Origin of the sequence: Arthrobacter sp. 4R501 (genome assembly GCF_002929755.1) — a bacterium.
In the GTDB taxonomy this organism is placed as follows: domain Bacteria; phylum Actinomycetota; class Actinomycetes; order Actinomycetales; family Micrococcaceae; genus Arthrobacter.
The window spans coordinates 90,548-110,812 of record NZ_PJIW01000005.1 but is presented as its reverse complement, the minus strand read 5'-3'; the positions used below and the strand labels follow the sequence as shown (position 1 = coordinate 110,812).

The 20,265-nt window shown below is 64.9% G+C and carries 18 protein-coding genes and 1 tRNA gene; 5 read left to right on the top strand and 14 right to left on the bottom strand.

Annotated elements, in window-relative coordinates; all coding sequences use genetic code 11:
• Positions 1–26: 26 nt before the first annotated feature.
• From atpB to CXR02_RS06050, 4 genes are all read right to left on the bottom strand, one after another.
• A complete protein-coding gene (atpB, locus tag CXR02_RS06065; protein ID WP_056349417.1) occupies positions 27–827 on the bottom strand; it encodes a F0F1 ATP synthase subunit A in 801 nt (266 codons plus the stop codon).
• An 81-nt stretch (positions 828–908) separates the two neighbouring features.
• Complete coding sequence (locus tag CXR02_RS06060; RefSeq protein ID WP_227008120.1) at positions 909–1,247, bottom strand: hypothetical protein; 339 nt, start codon at positions 1,245–1,247, stop codon at positions 909–911.
• Positions 1,240–1,722, bottom strand: coding sequence for a hypothetical protein (locus CXR02_RS06055; protein ID WP_056349423.1), 483 nt, complete (start codon positions 1,720–1,722; stop codon positions 1,240–1,242). Before CXR02_RS06055 ends, CXR02_RS06060 begins: the two co-directional genes overlap by 8 nt.
• Positions 1,723–1,815: 93 nt before the next feature.
• On the bottom strand, positions 1,816–2,928 hold the full coding sequence (locus tag CXR02_RS06050; protein WP_104061169.1) for an MraY family glycosyltransferase: 1,113 nt from the start codon (positions 2,926–2,928) through the stop codon (positions 1,816–1,818).
• Between the two features lie 307 nt (positions 2,929–3,235).
• On the opposite strand from CXR02_RS06050, the gene CXR02_RS06045 reads away from it, so the two are divergent.
• Positions 3,236–4,132 carry a glycosyltransferase gene (locus CXR02_RS06045; RefSeq protein WP_104061168.1) on the top strand — a complete coding sequence of 299 codons (897 nt, stop codon included), beginning with the start codon at positions 3,236–3,238 and terminating at the stop codon, positions 4,130–4,132.
• Here the strand turns inward: CXR02_RS06045 and CXR02_RS06040 are convergent.
• From CXR02_RS06040 to argS, 10 genes are all read right to left on the bottom strand, one after another.
• The gene (locus tag CXR02_RS06040) at positions 4,129–4,887 is read right to left on the bottom strand and encodes a WecB/TagA/CpsF family glycosyltransferase (RefSeq protein ID WP_104061167.1); all 759 of its coding nucleotides are present in this window, start codon (positions 4,885–4,887) and stop codon (positions 4,129–4,131) included. The two genes, CXR02_RS06045 and CXR02_RS06040, sit on opposite strands and share 4 nt — an antisense overlap.
• Positions 4,884–5,687, bottom strand: coding sequence for an L-threonylcarbamoyladenylate synthase (locus CXR02_RS06035; RefSeq protein ID WP_104061166.1), 804 nt, complete (start codon positions 5,685–5,687; stop codon positions 4,884–4,886). Before CXR02_RS06035 ends, CXR02_RS06040 begins: the two co-directional genes overlap by 4 nt.
• Positions 5,688–5,702: 15 nt before the next feature.
• On the bottom strand, positions 5,703–6,572 hold the full coding sequence (gene prmC / locus CXR02_RS06030) for a peptide chain release factor N(5)-glutamine methyltransferase (protein ID WP_104061165.1): 870 nt from the start codon (positions 6,570–6,572) through the stop codon (positions 5,703–5,705).
• Between the two features lie 12 nt (positions 6,573–6,584).
• Positions 6,585–7,658, bottom strand: coding sequence for a peptide chain release factor 1 (gene prfA, locus CXR02_RS06025; protein WP_058932004.1), 1,074 nt, complete (start codon positions 7,656–7,658; stop codon positions 6,585–6,587).
• 107 nt (positions 7,659–7,765) lie between these two features.
• Positions 7,766–10,030 (bottom strand): transcription termination factor Rho, encoded by a 2,265-nt coding sequence (rho, locus tag CXR02_RS06020; RefSeq protein WP_104061164.1) that lies wholly within the window; start codon positions 10,028–10,030, stop codon positions 7,766–7,768.
• Between the two features lie 296 nt (positions 10,031–10,326).
• Positions 10,327–11,301, bottom strand: coding sequence for a homoserine kinase (gene thrB / locus CXR02_RS06015; RefSeq protein ID WP_104061163.1), 975 nt, complete (start codon positions 11,299–11,301; stop codon positions 10,327–10,329).
• Between the two features lie 2 nt (positions 11,302–11,303).
• The gene (thrC, locus tag CXR02_RS06010) at positions 11,304–12,410 is read right to left on the bottom strand and encodes a threonine synthase (RefSeq protein ID WP_104061162.1); all 1,107 of its coding nucleotides are present in this window, start codon (positions 12,408–12,410) and stop codon (positions 11,304–11,306) included.
• Entirely contained in the window at positions 12,411–13,727 is a 1,317-nt protein-coding gene (locus CXR02_RS06005; RefSeq protein WP_104061161.1) for a homoserine dehydrogenase, read from the bottom strand.
• Entirely contained in the window at positions 13,720–15,225 is a 1,506-nt protein-coding gene (gene lysA, locus CXR02_RS06000; RefSeq protein ID WP_104061286.1) for a diaminopimelate decarboxylase, read from the bottom strand. Before lysA ends, CXR02_RS06005 begins: the two co-directional genes overlap by 8 nt.
• Positions 15,226–15,230: 5 nt before the next feature.
• Positions 15,231–16,880, bottom strand: a complete 1,650-nt coding sequence (gene argS, locus CXR02_RS05995) for an arginine--tRNA ligase (RefSeq protein WP_104061160.1) — start codon at positions 16,878–16,880, stop codon at positions 15,231–15,233.
• Between the two features lie 171 nt (positions 16,881–17,051).
• Between argS and CXR02_RS05990 the strand changes: the two genes are divergently transcribed.
• The 4 genes from CXR02_RS05990 (at position 17,052) to CXR02_RS05975 (ending at position 20,105) form a co-directional block, all read left to right on the top strand.
• Positions 17,052–17,525 (top strand): hypothetical protein, encoded by a 474-nt coding sequence (locus CXR02_RS05990; protein ID WP_104061159.1) that lies wholly within the window; start codon positions 17,052–17,054, stop codon positions 17,523–17,525.
• A gap of 3 nt (positions 17,526–17,528) precedes the next feature.
• Positions 17,529–18,395, top strand: coding sequence for an FAD:protein FMN transferase (locus tag CXR02_RS05985; RefSeq protein ID WP_104061158.1), 867 nt, complete (start codon positions 17,529–17,531; stop codon positions 18,393–18,395).
• Positions 18,392–19,954: a ferredoxin--NADP reductase gene (locus CXR02_RS05980; RefSeq protein ID WP_104061157.1), complete on the top strand. Its 1,563-nt coding sequence runs from the start codon at positions 18,392–18,394 to the stop codon at positions 19,952–19,954. The genes CXR02_RS05985 and CXR02_RS05980 overlap by 4 nt, the downstream gene beginning before the upstream one ends.
• Before the next feature lie 78 nt (positions 19,955–20,032).
• Positions 20,033–20,105: transfer RNA gene (locus CXR02_RS05975), tRNA-Arg, on the top strand.
• Positions 20,106–20,265: the final 160 nt, after the last annotated feature.

Below are 20,265 nucleotides of genomic sequence, written 5' to 3'. Positions count from 1 at the left end.
CCCCGTGAGGGGAAGTTTGTGGGTGCCTAGTGGCTGTCCGCGTGCAGTGCGCCTTCGATGTAAATGGCGGTCAGCAGCGTGAAGACGTAGGCCTGCAGGGCCATGATCAGTGCTTCCAGCATGTACATGGCAACTGCGCCGGCGATGACCAGAAGGGAGGTTCCCTTGAGCAGGATGTTCTCCTGCATCACCAGGAACTCAATGCCTGAACCGGCGATCATGACGATCAAGTGCCCTGCCAGCATGGTGGCAAAGAGACGGAGGCTGTGTGTGACCGGCCGGACCAGGAAGTTCGAGATGATCTCGATCGGGATCACAATCGGGAGAATGTAGACCGGGACGCCGGACGGCACGGTGGCCAGCTTGAAATACTTCAAGCCGTTCTTCTTGATGCCGATGGCAATCCAGGTGACGTACACAATGCCCGCGAGGACATAGGCGCCGCCAACGTGCGAGAAGCTCGGGAGCTGGATCACGGGAATGGCGCCGTAGATGTTGTTCACCAGAATGAAGAAGAAAAGGCTGAACAACAGCGGGACATACTTCATGAAGTCTTTGCCGCCGATAATGTCTTTTGCAATGCCGTTTCGGACAAAGCCATAAGCCATTTCACCAGCGAACTGGAGCTTGCCGGGAACAAGCTGCTGCTTCCGCGCAGCTAGCAGAAAGAATGTGGCGATAATGACGACCGACAGGATTACCAGCAGCATCTGCTTGGAGAATCCGTCAGCCACCCCCCACGGCAGGATTGCCGGCAGGTGCATTTCTTCAATTCCAGGAGGATTGAACTCTCCTGAATCTTGGGCCGGGAGCGCAAGCGCGATCAACGCGTTTCCTCTCTGCAGTGTCCATCATTGGGCGTTGGTCGAGGACCCGCGGAATTGTGCTCCGCAGCTCCCCCTGTGAAATTATTTGGCATTTGTGTTTCCGTCCGCGGACGGGCCGCTGTCTGCGCCGCTCTTACCTGCCGTGGTTCTGGAACTGGTAAGGCCATGCATGTGGGAAAGATAGAAACCTCCGAGAGCTCCAAGCAGAGCGCCTGCGAGCACGATCCAGCGGGTTCCCCACAGATAATCCAGACCCCACCCTATCAAACTCCAGACGATGATTCCGCCAATAATGTAGCTAAAGACGGCCATTCCGGCGTTGTATCCGCCGTCGTTGTTTTCGGCCGACACCCCCGGCGTGGGCGCAGCGTTCTTGGGCACGGAGGAACCGTTTTTCGCTGTTCGTTTCCGATCAGGCATCGTTCGGCTCCTTGGGCTCGGGGTCGTTGTAAATCTGCAGGCGCGCCTTGCTGAAGCCATAGATTTCGGCAGCCTGCCAGAAGACAACAGTGGCAACGGCACCAATCAGGAACCATCGGTCGTGAAGCCAGGCAGGTGCTCCGATCACAAACAGGACAACCGCGAAACCCACGACCTTGACAAAGTAGGTGGCCGCGAACATTCCGATGGCACCAGAGGGGTTGTTGCGCCCCACGAAGTGGCCCACGAGAAGACTGATGGCGAAGAAGAGCATCACCAGGAGGCCGCCCAAAGTACTGGACAGAACGCCGCTGGGGCCGTTCAGGATCACAGCCGGGATGCCTGCCAGAATCAGCGCGCCTGCACCGGCAGCTGAACTGAGTGCGAGGAGGCGAAGCCACAGCGAGCGCGTGGGACCGGAAACACCAACGGGTCCGCTGCCGGACGAACGTCCGGGTTCGGCGTTGGAGGTCATAAGATCCCAATCGTCGGCGCCCTGGGGCTGGGTGGAGGGGCAGCTTGGGCTGCCCCTAAATTCTACACGAGATAGAAATATATCCGAACGCTGTTACGCCGGCGACTGGTCACTGTGGCGGCGCAGGTAAGGCCAGGCCGTAATCAGGCCCGTAACCAGCGTGGCGAAGATGTCGGCGGCCAATACAACTTGCCAGGGGAAGACTGCAAAGGCCAATCCCCCGAAGGACAGGACGGCGGTCCAGAGGTACATCAGGATCACGGCCGTCCGGTGCGAGTAACCGATATCCAGCAGCTTGTGGTGGAGGTGGCCGCGGTCTGCGGACCATGGCGAACGTCCCCGCGCTGTCCGGCGGACGACGGCGAGGCCCAGGTCAAGCAGTGGGAGGAACAGCACGGCGAACGGCAGCAGAATCGGTATGACTGTGGAGATACCGTTGGCGCGGTCGTACAGCCCTGAGCTGATCTGGCCTGTGGAGACGATGCCGGCGGCCGCCATCAGCAGGCCGATCAGCATGGCACCGGAATCGCCCATAAAGATCTTGGACGGGAACCAGTTGTGCGGCAGGAAGCCGATGCAACTGCCAACGACGACGGCGGTGAGCAGGGTGGCCAGGTCCGAATAGTCCAACAGGACGGCGTTCCGGTGCACCCAGTACGCCGTGAAGAAGAAGGCAGTTCCGCCGATGATGGCCACGCCGGCGGCCAGCCCGTCGAGGCCGTCAATGAAGTTGAAGGCGTTCATCGTGGTGACGATCAGCCCAGCCGTCAGCACCACCCGGAGCAGTTCGTTCTCCAGGTAGATCGGCTCCGGAACCCACGGGACTATGGTCATCCGGACGCCCCAGATGGCCACCACCAGGGCTGCGGCGCTCTGGCCGAGGAGCTTCACCCACCAACGGATGTCCAGGAGGTCATCCGCGATCCCCACGAGCACGATCAGCGCCGCGCCCGCCAGGACGCCCCATGGCGAGAAGTTGTTCCGGTAGATGTCCTTGACGAAGAAGGACTGGCTGGCGACAAGGAGGGCCACCAGCACGCCGAGGAAGATGGCCACACCTCCCAGCCGGGACACCGGCGTCGTATGCATGTCACGGCTGCGGATGGGGGCGTGGAGTTCAAGCCGGTGCCCGATGACGCGGGCACCCCAGGTGGCTCCGTAGGACACGACGGCAGCCGTCAGCCCCATAAGCAGGTACATAATCATGCGATAGCGGCCGTTTCGTCGGTGTGCGGCGCAACCCTGCGGGTGCGCACGGGCATGGACAGCGGCCCGAACAGGTGGTCCTCGATCGATGGGCTCACTGGCGGGGAATCTGACTTTCGATAAATGAAACTTCTCCGTCGCCGGGCGCGCAGCAGGCAGTGCATTTTTTCTTGTACGCAGTGCCTTACAGGGCTGTATTACAGTGGACTCTAGTCAAGATACTAGCGCCAACGGCTCCATGGCTTCGCGCCACACTGGCGCATTGCGAGCGGGGAATCCCCTGAAGGCCATGCTGAAAGGAATCCCCATGACCGTCCGGGTTGCAGTTGCCGCCGTGACGTTTAACCGTCATAAAGAGCTGTCCGTCCTGCTGGACGCCATTAATGCGCAGTCCGCGGCAGTGGACACCATCTGCCTTGTCGACAGCGGCACGGACCCCGCACGCGAAGTTGCCGCGCGGCACACAAATGTTGATTACGTCCGTTCCGAAGCAAACCTCGGCGGAGCAGGCGGCTTTGCCCTCGCCGCGCTGAAGGCGGTGGCCAGCGGTGCCAAATGGGTCTGGATGATGGACGACGACGCCGAGCCGGCAGATCCCGAATGCCTCGCCACGCTGCTGCGTGAGGCTGAGGCCCGCGACCTTGAAGCCGTGGTCCCGCTGGTGGTTGCCCCGGGCCATCCCGACCGGCTGTCCTTCTTCTTCCGGCTGGACGGGAAAGTCACCCACGACCGGGCCGAACTGGAAAAAGTAGGTTTCCTACCCAACGACGGACACTTCTTCAACGGTGCCCTGATCAGGTCCGACGTGTTTTTCAAGGTGGGCCTGCCGGACATGCGCCTCTTCATCCGCGGCGACGAGGTGGACTTCACCATCCGCCTCCGCAAGGCGGGCATCCGGTTCGGCACGGTCACCACCACCGCCATCACCCACCCGCATGCGTTTTCCGAGACGAAGCACGTCTTTGGTGCACGATGGCATGTGATCGTGCCGGATTCGGCGTTCAAACGTTACTACTACTACCGCAACCGCGGGTACCTGATCCGGCGCTATTTCCGGGTTAAGTCGCTGGTGGCCGACGTCGGCGGCTATCTTGGCTATTTTGCGCAGCGCCGTGACCTGAAGGGACTGCTTGCCTGGGCAAGTTCCTTCTCGAAGGGACTGCGTGCCAAGGGCTTCGCGCGGCTGGAGGATCAGAAGTTCTAGGACACGCGCCGCAGCCGGCGCCGCGCCAGCAGCCACAGCAGCACCCACGGCTCGCCAAACACGCGGTACGCCACGCGGCGGGGATGCAGCAGCAGGCGCCATGCCCATTCCAGCCCGAGCCTCCCGAGCCATCGAGGTGCAAGTTTCTGGATTCCGGCCAGCTGTTCGATCGCGCCGCCCACGGTGCAGTAGATGGCCGGCGGGAGCGTGCCGAGCCGGCGCTGCAGCACTGATTCCTGCAGCGGCATGCCCAACCCGAGCAGGACTAGCTGGGGTTGCTGCTCTGCGAGCCAGCGCACAGCAGCCGTTTCGACGTCGTCGTTCCAGCCCTCGCCGGGCAGGCCCGCTACGGTTGCACCGGGAACAAGGCTCCGGAGCTTTTCGACAGCCAAGGCGTTCGCCTCGGCGCCGGCGCCAACCACCGCCATCCGCTTCAGGCCGGTAACCCTGCCCAGGTACGGCAGCCAGTCCGTGGAACCCAGCCGGTACTCCATGACCGGCCCCACGGCATTCCCCGTCCGGCTCCACAGCCAGAGCACTGGCGCCCCATCGAGGAGCACCACGTCGCTCTCCTCATAGACGGAACGAAACCCTGCGTCGGAATGTGTCAGCGTGACACTGTGCAGGTTATGTCCGACGACGGTCCGCTTGGTCCCGTCGGCGACGAACCCCGCCAGCACCTCAAGCAGGTCGTCAACCTTGAGCGGCGTGGCGTCCACGCCCAGGACGGGGATGTGCTGGCGTGCCAGGCTCACCCGTCAGTCTCCCGAACCGGCGCGGACGGCTCGTCGGCAGCTTCTTCGGCTGCCGGCTCTTCAGCGGCCGGCTCTTCGTCTACTGATTCGGCCGGCAGAGCGACTGGTTCAGATTCTTCCTCGGGCTCAGCCATCGGGATCTCGCCCAGGCCCAAGACGCCCGGAACGTGCTCCCGGAGTTGTTCCAGGGACACAGCGCCGTTGCGCACGACGCGCAGGAGCGTCCCGGTGGCATCCACGATCGTGGAGGGCACGGCGTCGGTTCCTTCCACCGGCCGGAAACCGCCTTCGAGGTAGACCTCCACGGACTCCGCGAGCTGGGCACGAGCCTCAGCGGCGGTCTGTGCCGGCGGCTGGCCGGTCCGGTTGGCGGAGGAGACGGCCAGCGGACCGGTCAGCGTCAGGAGTTCCTGGGCTACCTCGTCGGCTGGCATACGCAGGGCCACCGTTCCCTGTGTCTCGCCCAGGTCCCAGTCCAGTGACGGCTGGGCGTGCAGGATCAGGGTCAGTCCCCCTGGCCAGAACGCCTCGGCGAGCTTGCGGGCATCACCGGAAACGTCTGTGGCCAGGCCGTCCAGCGCGTTGATCCGGGGAATCAGTACCGGCGGCGGCATGGTGCGGCTGCGCCCTTTGGAGGCCAACAGCATGGTGACGGCCTGCGGCGAAAAGGCGTCGGCGGCAATTCCGTAGACCGTGTCCGTGGGGAACACCACGCACTTCTTTTCGCTGATGGCACGCTGGGCATGCTCCAGGCCAAGGGCGCGCTGATCCTCGGACGTGCAGTTGTAGGTTGTGGTCACTGGCCTATTCTTTCATCACTCGTGGTGCGGACCGGCAAGGACGGCGCTGGTGGCGCGTTCCTTGCCGTTGAGGTCCAGGTGTGTGGTGATCTCCCGCCAGGCACCCGTCCGCTGCATCATGCCGGCGATCCAGCCGGCCTGGACTTCCGCGTGTTCCATCACGAAGTAGCCGCCGGGAACCAGCAGCCGGGCAGCCGAGGCGGCCGCCGCCGTCGGAAGTTCCATGCCGTCCGCTCCCCCGCCGTACAGGGCTTCGGGAGGATCGTGCAGGGCAACTTCGGGTTCATTCGGGATGGCTTCGGCGGGAATGTAGGGCGGGTTGGAGATTACGACGTCGAAGGTTCCGTTAAGTTCCGGCAGCGCGTCGCGGAGGTCCCCCAGCACCAGCTTGACGCCCAGGGGCGCCAGGTTCCGGGCCGCCCACGCGTGCGCGAACGGACTGTATTCCACGGCGTGGACCTCAGCGCCGGGCACCTCGTGGGCGATGGAGCCGGCTATTGCGCCCGAGCCCGTGCCCAGGTCAACAATCCGCGGGTGTGCCATCCCTTTGACGTGGTCGATGACCAGCTGCACAACGGACTCTGTTTCCGGCCGGGGGATAAAAACCCCCGGCCCGACGGCGAGCTCCAGATACCTGAAGTGCGCCACTCCGGTGATGTGCTGCAGCGGGATCCGTTGGGCCCGTTCAGCGACAAGTTCGGCATAGCCAACAGGCGCTGGAGTGTCCCCCAGCATCATCGCCCGGAGCCTGCCGAGCCCCACACCGAGCAGGTGGTCCGCCAGGAGTTCCGCGTCGACGCGGGGGCTGGGGACCCCGGCGTCCCGGAGGATCACCGTGGCCTCGCTGACGGCAGCCGCGAGGGACTGCCCAGACCCGAGTGTCATGGGTGCCGGCGGCTAGTCGCCGATGGCGTCCAGGCGTGCCTGTTCGTCCATCTCGATGGCGGACTGGATGACCGGTTCCAGGTCCCCGTTCATGACCTGGTCCAGGTTGTAGGCCTTGTAGCCGGTGCGGTGGTCCGCGATCCGGTTTTCCGGGTAGTTGTACGTGCGGATGCGCTCCGAACGGTCCATGGTGCGGATCTGGGATTTACGCTGGGCCGAGTTCTCGGCGTCGATGATTTCCTGCTGGTGCGCCAGGATGCGGGCGCGGAGCACGCGCATGCCTGCTTCGCGGTTCTGCAGCTGGGATTTCTCGTTCTGCATGGCCACCACGATGCCGGTGGGAAGGTGCGTGATGCGGACAGCGGAGTCCGTGGTGTTCACGGACTGGCCACCGGGACCGGAGGAGCGGTAGACGTCGATCTTGAGGTCGTTCTGGTTGATGTCCAGCTCTTCGGGCTCGTCAACTTCGGGGAGGACCAGGACGCCGGCGGCGGAGGTGTGGATGCGGCCCTGGGATTCGGTGACGGGCACACGCTGCACGCGGTGGACGCCGCCTTCGAACTTGAGCCTTGCGTAGACGCCCTCGGCAGGATCGTTCGAGTTGCCCTTGACGGCCATCTGGACGTCCTTGTAGCCACCGAGATCGGATTCGTTGGCTGAGATGAGTTCAGTCTTCCAGCCGCGGGATTCCGCGTACCGGGTGTACATCCGCAAAAGGTCGCCGGCGAACAGTGCGGCTTCATCGCCACCTTCGCCGCCCTTGACCTCAAGGATCACGTTGCGGGCGTCGTCGGGGTCCCGCGGAATGAGGAGCCTGCGCAGCTTCGCCGAAGCCTGCTCCAGCGCTTCCTCCAGCACGGGAACCTCGGCAGCAAACTCAGGGTCCTCCGAGGCCATTTCCTTCGCAGCGGCGAGGTCGTCCTCCAGGGCATGCCACTTGTTGTATGCCTCCACGATGCCATTGAGCTGCGCAGAACGCCGCCCCAGCTTCCGGGCCAGCCGCTGGTCAGCATAGACAGCAGGATCACCAAGCTGCGCCTGGATAGCATCATGCTCATCAAGCAGGCCCTGTACGGACTCAAACATTTCAAAACCTCTTTCGACTCTTACAAGTCTAGTTTCACGGGACTTAACGACGAACCGCCCAAAACATGCCGGCCATCAGGCCGGCATGTTTTGAGCGGTGAGCGCAGCTACTTGTCGTTATCCGACTTCGCGCCAAGCGTTGTCTTCTGGACCTGCATGAGGAACTCGACGTTGCTCTGGGTCTCCCGGATCTTGTTGGTCAGCAGCTCAAGGCTCTGCTGCGTTTCGAGTCCGGAAAGGACGCGGCGCAGCTTCCACATGATCTTGACTTCCTCGGGGGAAAGCAGGTTCTCTTCGCGGCGGGTACCGGACGCGTTGACGTCCACGGCCGGGAAGATGCGCTTGTCCGCCAGCTGGCGGGACAGGCGGAGCTCCATGTTGCCGGTGCCCTTGAACTCTTCGAAGATGACCTCGTCCATCTTGGAACCGGTCTCCACGAGCGCGGTTGCCAGGATGGTCAGCGAGCCACCGTTTTCGATGTTGCGGGCTGCACCGAAGAAGCGCTTCGGCGGGTACAGTGCGGCAGAGTCGACACCACCGGACAGGATACGGCCGGAGGCCGGTGCTGCCAGGTTGTAGGCGCGGCCCAGACGGGTCATGGAGTCCAGGAGGACCACCACGTCCATGCCCATTTCCACGAGGCGCTTGGCGCGTTCGATGGAGAGCTCGGCCACCGTGGTGTGGTCATCGGCGGGACGGTCGAAGGTGGAGGCAATGACCTCACCCTTGACGGTGCGCTGCATGTCCGTCACTTCTTCGGGGCGTTCGTCAACAAGCACCATCATGAGGTGGACCTCAGGATTGTTGGTGGTGATGGCGTTGGCGATGGACTGCAGGATGAGCGTCTTGCCGGCCTTCGGCGGCGAGACGATCAGGCCGCGCTGGCCCTTGCCGATCGGGGCAACCAGGTCGATGACGCGGGGGCCGATCTTCTTGGGATCCGTCTCCAGGCGCAGGCGCTCGGACGGGTACAGCGGAACCAGCTTGGCGAATTCGACGCGGTCCTTGAGCTCTTCCGGCGTCTTTCCGTTCACGGAGGTGACGCGGACCAGGGCGTTGAACTTCTGCCGTGCGGTCTGCTGGCTGCGGTCTTCGCCTTCACGCGGTGCACGGATGGCACCCACGCAGGCGTCGCCCTTGCGCAGGTTGTACTTCTTGACCTGGGCCAGAGAGACGTAAACGTCGTTCGGACCCGGCAGGTAACCGGACGTGCGGATGAACGCGTAGTTCTCCAGCACGTCCAGGATGCCGGCGACGGGCAGCAGGACGTCGTCCTCGGTGACCTCGACGTCGTCGACGTCCGGTCCCTGGGCGCGTCCCCGACGGCGGTCGTTGCGGTCGCGGAAGCGGTCGTTACGCGAGTTGTCTCGGCTCTCCTGGCCGCCACCGGAGCGGTCGCTCCGGTCATTGCGGTCGTTCCGGTCGCGGCGGTTGCGGCGGTTACGGCGGCTGCCGCCGTCGGAATCGTCGTTATCGCGGGTGTTGTCGCGATTGTCATCGCGACGGGCGCCGTCACGCTGGCCGGCGTCACGGCTGCCTGCGTTGTCGCGGCCACCATCGGTGGTCTCGCGGGCGGTGGTCTCGCGGGCGGTGGTTTCGCGGGCGGTGGTGTCACGGGCAGTGGTGTCACGAGCCGTGGTTTCACGGGCTGCGGTGTCGCGGGCGCCACGGGTGCGACCGCTCTCGCGGCGGTCAGCACGCTGGCCGTCGCCGGATTCGGCGCCCTGGGTTTCTGTGCGCTGGAAATCAGCACGCTGGGTTTCGGTGCGGTCAGCCTGGCGCTGTTCAGCGGCGGGCTGCTCGGCCGGAGCCTCAGTGGCTTCTGCCTGCGTTGACGTGGCGGCCGCATCGCCGCGGCGGCGGTTACGGGTACGCGGCTGGCGGCGTTCGCCCTCAGCTGCTGCGCCGGCCTCAACGGGCGCTGACGCCGGAGCCTCAACGGGTGCGGCGGCCGGAGCTTCAGTGGCCGTTGCCGCGGCGGGGGCCGCTACTACTCCGTCACTGACAGCGCGGCGGCTGCGTCCACGGCCACGGGCACGGGTCCCATCAGCGGCCGGGGCCTCCGAGGTTTCGCTTGCGGCAGCCACCGGTACGGCAGCGGCCGGGGCTACGTGGTTTTCGGTCGCCTTCTCGGCAGCCTTGGCCGGGGCCTTGCTGGCTGACGTGCCTGCGCGATGGGCAGAAATGGCGGTCACCAGATCCCCCTTACGCATGCGGGATCCACCGGAAATCCCCAGCTGGCTGGCAAGTGCCTGCAGCTGGGCGAGCTTGAGGCCGGCGAGGCCACTGCTCTTGGCGGGTGCGGCCGTTGACGATCCGGCAGCAGAAGTTGATGGTTCCACAGCTGAAGACAGCTCAGTGGTTTCGGTCACGAAGGATCCTTCCCCCTCGACGGCGTCCAGACTGGGAGCTGGACGCGATGATTTGATCTGGGCTGCAGTTCAGATCTGCAGCCGCATTTTCGGTCTTGCCGGTTGGATTTCGGCCAGCAGGGCCGGATACTGATTCACCTCACGCACCGATTAATGGCGGGGCGCTGGGCTGACGATTCAGGGGCAGACAATTCAGCTGCAGATTCCTGCGACAGACCAAGCAGGCGGCACCGGAAAATATTGCGCAGTAGGAGATCACTAACAACTGAATGCAGCTGCCGATCAGATAGGCGGAATTACCGCCGGTGCAATTCCACCTTAGCACCTTCGACGTCCACTGCCAGCTTCAGCACGCGCCAGCCGATGCCCGGCGTGTTCGCCTCTGTAAAGGACTCAATAAACCCAAGGACCTCGGCGGCTTCAGCTTCGCCGTCGGCGAGAACCAGGACCGTAGGTCCTGCACCCGAAACCACTGCCGCGTGGCCCGCGTTGCGCAGTGCCCTGATGAGGGCCGCGCTGGGCCGCATCGCCTCGGCCCGGTAACTCTGGTGCAGGTAATCCTCCGTGCCGGCATGCAGAAACTCGGGCTTCTGGGTCAGCGCATGGATCAGCAGCGCAGCCCGTCCGGAGTTCATGGCCGCCGCATGATGGCCCACAGACGCCGGCAGCAGGGCGCGCGCGGCCTCGGTGGACAATTCAAAATCGGGGACGGCCACGATGGGAATCACGGAACCGGCCACGGTAGCGCACGTGCTGCTGTACCGGTCACTGTCCTGCCATGACAGCGCCAGTCCGCCGAAAATCGCGGGCGCGACGTTGTCCGGATGGCCTTCCAACTCGCTGGTCAGCTGCAGGATCCAGTCCCGCCCGCGACGCGCCGCTTCGGGCACCATGGCATTGGCGGCCGAGACGGCCGCCACCACTGCCGACGCCGATGATCCCAGACCCCGGCCATGGGGGTTGACGTTCGTCGCCGTGATCCTGAGGCCACCGTGCCGGTATCCAAGCCGGGAAAAGGCAGCCTCCATCGCCCTGACCACCAGGTGACTGGCGTCCTGCGGCAGCGTGTCCGCCCCCTCGCCGCTGAGCTCGAAGACGAGCTCAGCGGATTCGAGGCTTTCCACCGTCAGGGTGTCGTGTAGTGCCAGGGCGAGGCCCAGGCTGTCGTAACCCGGTCCGAGGTTGGCGCTTGTGGCCGGGACCCTGACGGTGACGCGCTGGCCTGCTTCGATGACGGGCAGGTCAACGGCGGTGGGCGAGGTGGTTTCCAAGGCTACTTTTCTTCCAGTCCCAGTTCAGCTGCGACTGTCACGACGTCGTTCGAGACCTTGATCGGCTGCACTTCACTGCCGTCCTCGGTCCGGAGGGCCCACTGGGGGTCCTTGAGGCCGTGGCCGGTAACGGTGATAACGATGGTCTTGCCGGTGGGAACTTCACCGGCGGCGTGCTTCTTGAGCAGGCCGGCCACACCGGCGGCGGAGCCGGGCTCCACAAAAACGCCTTCGCGGGCGGACAGCCAGCGGTGGGCATCGAGGATCTGTTCGTCAGTCACGGCGTCGATGAATCCGCCGGACTCGTCACGTGCAGCGATGGCACCGTCCCAGGACGCCGGGTTGCCGATCCGGATGGCAGTGGCGATGGTGTCCGGTTCCGTGATGGGGTGCCCTGCCACGAACGGTGCCGCGCCGGCGGCCTGGAAGCCCCACATCTGCGGGGTTTTGGTGGACACGGCGGGCAAGGTTCCGGCCGTGTCGGATTCGAACGGCGCCGAGTACTCCTTGTAGCCCTTCCAGTACGCCGTGATGTTGCCGGCGTTGCCTACGGGCAGGACGTGGATGTCCGGAGCATCGCCAAGCGAATCAACAATCTCAAACGCGCCCGTCTTCTGGCCCTGGATGCGGGCCGGGTTCACGGAGTTGACCAGGAACACCGGGTAGGACTCCCCCAGCTTCCGAGCAATGTCCAGGCAGTTATCGAAGTTGCCGTCCACCTGGAGCAGCGTGGCGCCGTGCGCGATGGCCTGGCTCAGCTTGCCCATTGAGATCTTGCCCTCGGGGACCAGCACAGCGCATTTCAGTCCCGCTGCCGTGGCGTAGGCCGCGGCGGACGCGGAAGTGTTGCCGGTTGACGCGCACACCACGGCCTTGGCGCCGGACGCAACGGCGGCCGTCATGGCCATGGTCATGCCGCGGTCCTTGAACGAACCGGTGGGGTTCATCCCCTCGACCTTCAGGTACACCGTGGAACCGGTGAGCTCGGAGAGCTTCTGCGCGTGGACCAGCGGAGTGCCGCCTTCGCCCAGCGTGATGACCCTGGTGGATTCCGTTACGGGCAGCCGGTCAGCGTATTCGCGGATAACGCCGCGCCATTGGTGAGCCACTTAGACTCCTTCTACCCGCAGAACGGATGTCACTGAATTGATGACGTCGAGGCTCTTGATGGCCTCGACGGTTGCTGCGAGGGCAGCCTCTGATGCGCGGTGGGTAACGATCCGCAGTTCGGCAGACTCCACGTTGGACTCTGCGTCCCGGTGGATGGTCTGCCGCATGATTTCGATGGAGACGCCGTTCTCCGCAAAGAGCTGGGCGATGCGCGCAAGCACACCGGCCTGGTCGGCAACATCGAGGCCGATGTAGTAGCTCGTGTCCGAGGCATCGATCGGCAGGGCCGGCACGTGGCCGGTGGTGGTCTCCGTGCGGCCGGGGCCGCCCAGGACCAGGCGGCGAGCTGCGGAGACGAGGTCACCCAGCACTGCGGACGCCGTCGGAGTTCCACCGGCGCCCTGGCCGTAGAACATCAGTTCCCCGGCGTTTTCAGCCTCGATGAAGACGGCGTTGAACGCGCCGCGGACGGCCGCCAGCGGGTGTTCGCGCGGCAGGAGCGTCGGGTGGACGCGCACGGAGATGCCCTCGCCGCCGTCGGCGCCGACGATTTTTTCCGCGATGGCCAGCAGCTTGATGACAAATCCGGCTTCCTTGGCGGAGGCGATGTCGGCAGCGCTGACCTTGGTGATGCCCTCGCAGTAGACGTCCTCCAGCGAGAAGCGGGTATGGAAGGACAGCGAGGCAAGGATGGCAGCCTTGGCGGCAGCATCGTGGCCTTCGACGTCGGCGGTGGGGTCAGCTTCGGCGTAGCCGAGCCGCTGGGCCTCGGCGAGGGCGTCCGCAAACTGGGCGCCGGTGGAGTCCATCTGGTCCAGGATGAAGTTGGTGGTGCCGTTGACGATACCCAGCACGCGGGTGATGCGGTCTCCGGCCAGGCTGTCCCGGATGGGGCGCAGGATGGGGATGGCACCGGCTACGGCGGCTTCGTAGGACAGCTGCACACCGGCCTTGTCGGCCTCTTCGTAGAGGGTGGGGCCGTCCTGGGCGAGGAGGGCCTTGTTGCCGGTGACTACACAGGCGCCGTTGCGCAGCGCGGAGAGGATCAGCGTGCGGGCAGGCTCGATCCCGCCCATAAGCTCGATCACCAGGTCGGCGTCCTTGACCAGGGTGTCGGCGTCGGTGGTGAAGAGGTCCTGCGGCAGGTCCACATCCCGCTTGGCATTGACGTTGCGCACCGCGATGCCGCTGAGCTGCAGGCGGGCCCCGGTACGGGCGGCAAGGGCGTCGGCGTCCTCAATGAGAATCCGCGCAACCTGGGCCCCAACGTTGCCACAGCCCAGCAGGGCTACTTTCAGGGTTCGCAATTCAGTCATTCGGCACTCCCATGTCGCGGTTAAGCAGATCTTCTTCGGTTTCCCCGCGGACAATCAGCCGGGCAGATCCGCCGCGCACCGCGACAACGCCCGGCCGGGCCAGATAGTTGTAGTTGCTTGACAGGGCCCAGCAGTAGGCGCCGGTCCCCGGTACAGCAAGCAGATCACCGGCTGCCACGTCCTCGGGCAGATATACATCTCTAACAACTATGTCGCCGCTCTCGCAATGTTTGCCCACCACGCGGGACAGCTGCGGGGACGCGGCGGACGTACGGGAGGCCAGAATCGCCGAATAATCCGCGTCGTAGAGCACCGGGCGGGCGTTATCGCTCATGCCTCCGTCCACTGACACATAGCGGCGCGGATGCGTAACGTTCTCGTTGGCCTCTGAATCGCCCGGCGCGTCGACGCGGACAGTTTTCAGGGTACCCACCTCGTACAACGTGAAGGTGGTGCTGCCGACAATTGCGCGTCCGGGTTCGATCGAAATCCGGGGAGCAGTGATACCCAGCTCAGCACACGTGGAACGCACGACGGCGGCCATCGCCTGCGCGACGTCAGCTGCGGGGCGCGGGGTGTCCACCGGGGTATAGGCAATGCCGTAGCCGCCGCCGAGGTCCAGCTCGGGCATCACGATGGAGTACTTTTCCTGCATGGCAGCGTGGAAGCGCAGGAGCTTCTGCGCGGCGAGTTCAAAGCCGTCCGGCTCGAAGATCTGCGAGCCGATGTGGCAGTGCAGGCCCAGCAGTTCGATGCTGGCGTATCCCGTGGCCGCAGCCACAGCCTCCTCCGCTGCTGACAGTCCGGCCTGCTCGGTGGTATCCCCGGCCATGGAGAGACCGAACTTCTGGTCCTCGTGGGCGGTGGCGATGAACTCGTGGGTGTGCGCGTGGACGCCGGGAGTCAGGCGCAGCATGACCTTGGCAATTTCGCCGCGGTCCGAGGCGATTTTGGCCACGCGGTCCAGCTCATCGAGGCTGTCCACCACGATTCGTCCCAGCTTCATATCCAGCGCCCGGTTGATCTCGGCGTCGGATTTGTTGTTGCCGTGCAGGCCCAGGTTTTCGCCCTTGATGCCGGCCCGGGCCGCCACCGCGAGCTCGCCGCCGGAACAGGTGTCCAGCCGGAGTCCTTCGTCCGCCACCCAGGCGGCTACTGCTGTGCACAGGAAGGACTTGCCAGCATAGTAGACGTCCACTCCCCCGCAGATGTCGGCAAACGCGGCATCAAAGGCATCCTTGAAGGAACGTGCGCGGGCCCGGAAGTCTGTCTCGCTCATCACAAAGAGCGGCGTGCCGAACTGCGCCTTGAGCTCGCTGACTGCGATGCCATCGATGGCGAGCTCACCGGCGTCGTTCTTCCGCACATCCTGCGCCCACATGGGCTCGTGGAGGGCATTCAGGTCCGCGGGAACGGCGAGCCACTCGGGAGCCAGCGGGGACCCGCTGTTGGTGTCCTGTGCTGACACCTTCTGCGTCGAAGTTTCCTGTGCCGACATCAGTTTCACATCCGTTCCGGTGCGGACACGCCCAGCAGGTCCAGTCCGTTAGCCAGCACCTGGCTGGTGGCGTCGTTCAGCCACAGGCGGGTGCGGTTGACGTCGGTGACGGCTTCGTCGCCCTGCGGGGCAACACGGCAGGCGTCGTACCAGCGGTGGTAGGCGCCGGCAATGAGCTCGAGATGGCGGGCCACACGGTGGGGTTCACGCAGTTCGGCGGCTTTGGCCACAATCGAGGGGTAGCTGCCCAGGTAGGAGAGCAGTTCGTTTTCCGTGGCGTGATCCAGAAGTGAAGCATCGAACGCGCTCCGGTCCACGCCGGCAGCCACGGCGTTGCGGGCGGTGCCGCGGGACCGGGCGTGGGCGTACTGGACGTAGAACACCGGGTTCTCGTTGCTGTGCTTCTTCAGCAGATCAGGATCCAGGGTGAGCGGGGAATCCGCCGGGAAGCGGGCCAGGGAGTACCGCACGGCGTCCTTGCCCAGCCAGTCGATGAGGTCCTTGAGCTCGATGATGTTGCCGGCACGCTTGGACAGCTTGGCGCCGTTAACGGACACCAGCTGGCCGATCAGCACTTCGATGTTCACCTCGGGATCATCGCCCGCGCAGGCCGCAATGGCCTTGAGGCGGTTGATGTAACCGTGGTGGTCCGCGCCCAGGAGGTAGATCTTTTCCGTAAAGCCGCGGTCCTTCTTGGAGAGGTAGTATGCAGCGTCCGCGGCAAAGTACGTGGGTTCGCCGTTCGCGCGGATCATCACGCGGTCCTTGTCGTCCCCGAAGTCGGTGGTGCGCAACCAGACCGCACCGCCGTCGTCGAACACGTGGCCCTGCTCGCGAAGGCGGGCGACGGCACTTTCGATGTGGCCGGCGTCGTGCAGTTCCTGTTCCGAGAAGTAGACGTCAAACGCAACGCCAAAATCGGCAAGGGTGTCCTTGATGTCCTTCATCTGGGCCTTGTAGGCGGCGGCGCGGATGACAGGAAGTGCGGCGACCTCGGTGAGTTCGCGGATGTCGGGGTGCTGGGTGAGGACGTCGTGGCCGAGATCGGCGATGTACTGGCCCGGGTAGCCGCCGTCCGGCACCGGAAGTCCATGCAGCCGCGAGTAAACAGAGTTCGCGAACACGTTCATCTGCGAACCGGCGTCGTTGATGTAGTACTCGGCGGTGACCTCCGCGCCCGAAGCACGCAGCACACGGGCAATGGCATCGCCCAAGGCGGCCCAGCGAGTGTGGCCGATGTGCAGCGGACCGGTGGGGTTCGCCGACACAAATTCCATGTTCACCACGTGGCCGGCGAGCGTGGTGGTGGTGCCGTAGTCACGTCCGGCTTCCACGATGGCCTTCGCCAGGGCACCCGCAGCGGCGGCGTCCACGGTGATGTTCAGGAAGCCGGGGCCAGCGATATCCACGGCAGCGACGCCGTTGATGGACTTCAGGCGGGCGCTCAGGACGGTGGCGAATTCGCGCGGGTTGGTGCCGGCCTGCTTGGACAGCTGGAGGGCGATGCTGGTGGCCCAGTCGCCGTGCTCCCGGTTCTTCGGTCGCTCCACGCGCACCTCATCAGGGACAGCTGATGCGGAAAGCGCGATTTCGCCAGCGGCGACGGCGTCTTTCAGGCAGGCGGATATGGCGAGGGAGAGTTCTTCGGGAGTCACCCCTCTAGCCTACCGGGGGCCGCCACTGGGACGAATTTGGGGGTGGTGCGTGACTGGTTCCGCACAACTTTTCCTCACAGCGGACGCACTGCCGATTCACAGGGTGAACCATTACGCTGAATCCGATGTTGAGTACAGCGTAAGCACCCAGCCCACGAAACGAGCCCCATCATGAGACCGTCAGTCCGCAAGAGTGTTTTCGTCGGCATCGCCGGCCTGACCCTCGCTGGAACAGTGGCCGGCTGCGCGCCGTCGGCCACGCCCGCGGTGCCCGCTGCGACTTCCGACAGCACGTCCGGCGCCACCACGGCCCCTTCCGGCACGGCATCATCGCCGGCCAGCAGCGCCTCCCTGTACCAGGACGGCACCTACAGCGCTGACGGCACCTATGTTTCCCCCAACGGCACCGAAACCGTGGGGGTTGAGCTGACGCTCGCCGCGGGCACGGTCACGGCTGTGAACATCACCCAGCACCCCTCGAACCCCAACACGCGGAAATTCCAGGGCGAATTCGCCGGCGGGATCGCAGCGCAGGTTGTGGGCAAGAGCATCGACGAACTCAACGTCTCCAAGGTGGCAGGATCCTCGCTCACCAGCGGCGGTTTCAACCAGGCCCTGGACAAGATCAAGTCCGAGGCCCAGTAGGCCGTGCCGGACCCGGAGGACTTCCGCTTCGACGGGATCGGAACCCGTTGGGAAATCTCCACCCCCCGTCCGCTTGACGCCAGCGTCCGTGCCCGGCTGCTCGCCCTCGTGGAACGGTACGACGGCGACTGGTCCCGGTTTAGGCCCAATTCGACCGTCGGTGCCATGGCCCAACAGCCCGGGCGGTATGAACTGCCGCCGGAAGCGGCGGACCTTGGCCGGCTGTACCGCTCGCTCTATGAGATCACCGGCGGTGCAATGACGCCGCTGATCGGCGGCAGCCTGGAGCGCCTCGGGTACGACGCCGCCTATTCCCTGCGGCCGGCAGGAAACGCGCTTCCGGCACCCCGCTGGGAGGACGTCCTGGCGTGGGACGGCAACGTGCTGACCACCACCGCTCCCCTGGTCCTGGACATCGGTGCCGCCGGTAAGGGGCAACTGGTGGACCTTCTCGCTATTGAGCTGCGCTCCTGCGGCGTGGACTCCTTCGTGATTGATGCCAGCGGCGACCTGCTGCACCGCGGGCCTAATCCGGTCTCCGTGGCGATGGAACACCCGTACGATCCGGCGAGGGCCATCGGGACCGTGCCGCTAGCGGGCGGCGCATTGTGCGCGTCAGCCTCAAACAGACGGGCGTGGGGCGACGGCCTGCACCATGTGCTCGATGGCATAACAGGCCTGCCCGTCAGTACGGCGGTAGCCACGTGGACCATGGCGGAAAGCACCATGGTGGCCGATGCCCTGGCCACCGCCCTGTTCTTTGTCCCCGGCAAAGAGCTGGAACGGAGCTTCGACTTTTCCTGGCTGACCGTTTTTTCTGATGGAAGTGCTGCCTACTCGGCCGGATTTGAAGGGACACTGTTCTCATGAGCCCCGTTGATGCCCCCAAGGCAACCGCCGTTTTCACTGCCGGCCGGCTGGACACCCTGCTGGGCAAGTACACAATGTACCGGCTGATCCTGCTGGTGCTGGCAGCACTTGCCGCGTACAGCCTCCTGCTGAATGCCCTTGGCTGGCTGACGTTCGGCATCCCGCAGATGCTCGTCCACTTAGTGCTGTGTCTTGGCCTGACCTACGTGTCCAACCGAGGGCTGGCTGCCCTTTTCCACGTCCGCCCGCATCCCGAGTCGTCGCTGATCACCGGCCTGCTCCTGTATTTCCTGTTCTGGCCCTCCTTTATGCCCCTGGATATGGCGGGAGTGGCCCTGGCGTGTGTGCTGGCCTCCGCTTCGAAATACGCGCTGGCCTGGCGTGGCCGGCACATCTTCAACCCCACCGCCGCCGGGGCGTTTGTCACCGGGCTGACGGGCCTGAACATCGCAACTTGGTGGGCCGCCACACCTGCCATGCTGTGGCTGCTGGTCCCGGGCGTCCTCCTGGTGCTCTACCGGACGCGTAAGTTGCTCATGGCGGCCGTGTTCCTTGTGGTTGCCACATCAATTGTGAGCGCTGAGCTGCTGCAGGCAGGGCTTACCCTGGGCAGCGCACTCTGGCAGGCCCTGGCGCAGCGGCCGCTGCTGTTCTTCGTCGGCTTTATGCTGACGGAGCCGCTCACCCTCGCTCCGCGCCGCTGGCAGCAGCTCGCGCTCGCCGCACTGGTTGGTGTGGTGTTCGCGGTGCCGTACAACTTCGGCTTCATCGCCAACTCGCCGGAACTGGCCCTGCTGGTCGGCAACCTGCTGGCGTTCCTTGTGGGCCAACGCGGCGGGCTCAGGCTCAGGTTCGCTGGCTCCCGTCCCCTGACGCCCAGCACCACAGAGTTCGCCTTTGAACCGTCCCGGCCCGTCCGGTTTGTGCCGGGACAGTACATGGAACTGGATCTGCCGCACGCCAAGTCTGACGGTAAAGGCCGACGCCGGGTGTTCAGTTTGACCAGCGCCCCCGGTTCGGAGACTGTGAAGTTTGGCGTCCGGACGGCGGAGCCCCTGTCGGCGGCGAAGAAAGTCCTGCTGGACCTGAAGCCTGGCGATGAGGTGGCCGCCACGTCCGTGGGCGGAGATTTTGTCCTGCCCCGCGATCCCCGGACCCCTGTCCTCCTGATCGCCGCGGGCATCGGTATCACGCCCTATCTTGCGCATCTGGCTTCCGGCGCCGCGCAGGACCGGGACGTGGTTCTCCTGCTGCTGGCGCGCAATTCTGCGGAAATTGCCTACCCGGCCGAGCTGCAGGCGTCCGGGGCGCGCATCCTGGCACGCCTCGCAGACGGTTCGGTCCCGCCGTCGTTCATCACTGATGCCGGGACGCTGGGATCCGGGGGCGCTGCAGCTGGCGCCCGGCTGGACGGAGATTCCCTGAAGGCCCTCGTCCCCGACATTGCCGGCCGCGCTGTCTACATCTCCGGGTCCCCTGCGAGCGTCGCATCGCTGCGCCGTGCAGCCCACAAGGCCGGCTCGCGCCGGGTGCACGTGGACTCTTTTTCGGGCTACTGAACAGGGCCGTTTTTCCTTGCAGGCACCTTCCTGCTAAGCTCTAGGACGTCCCGCTGGCAACGGCAGGATCCCTGAATTGCCCTCGTAGCTCAGGGGATAGAGCGTCTGCCTCCGGAGCAGAAGGTCGTTGGTTCGATTCCAATCGAGGGCACAGATGAAACCCCCGCCGCTTGCAAAAGCGGCGGGGGTTTCTGCGTTGGTTCCCCCAAAGGCGCGAGAGGATCCTCACAGACACGTGAGGCCCTGCAGAGCTGGGCAGCCGGACACATGAAGCCCTACCCAGCTGGCGCGGCCGGACACCGGCCGCATGT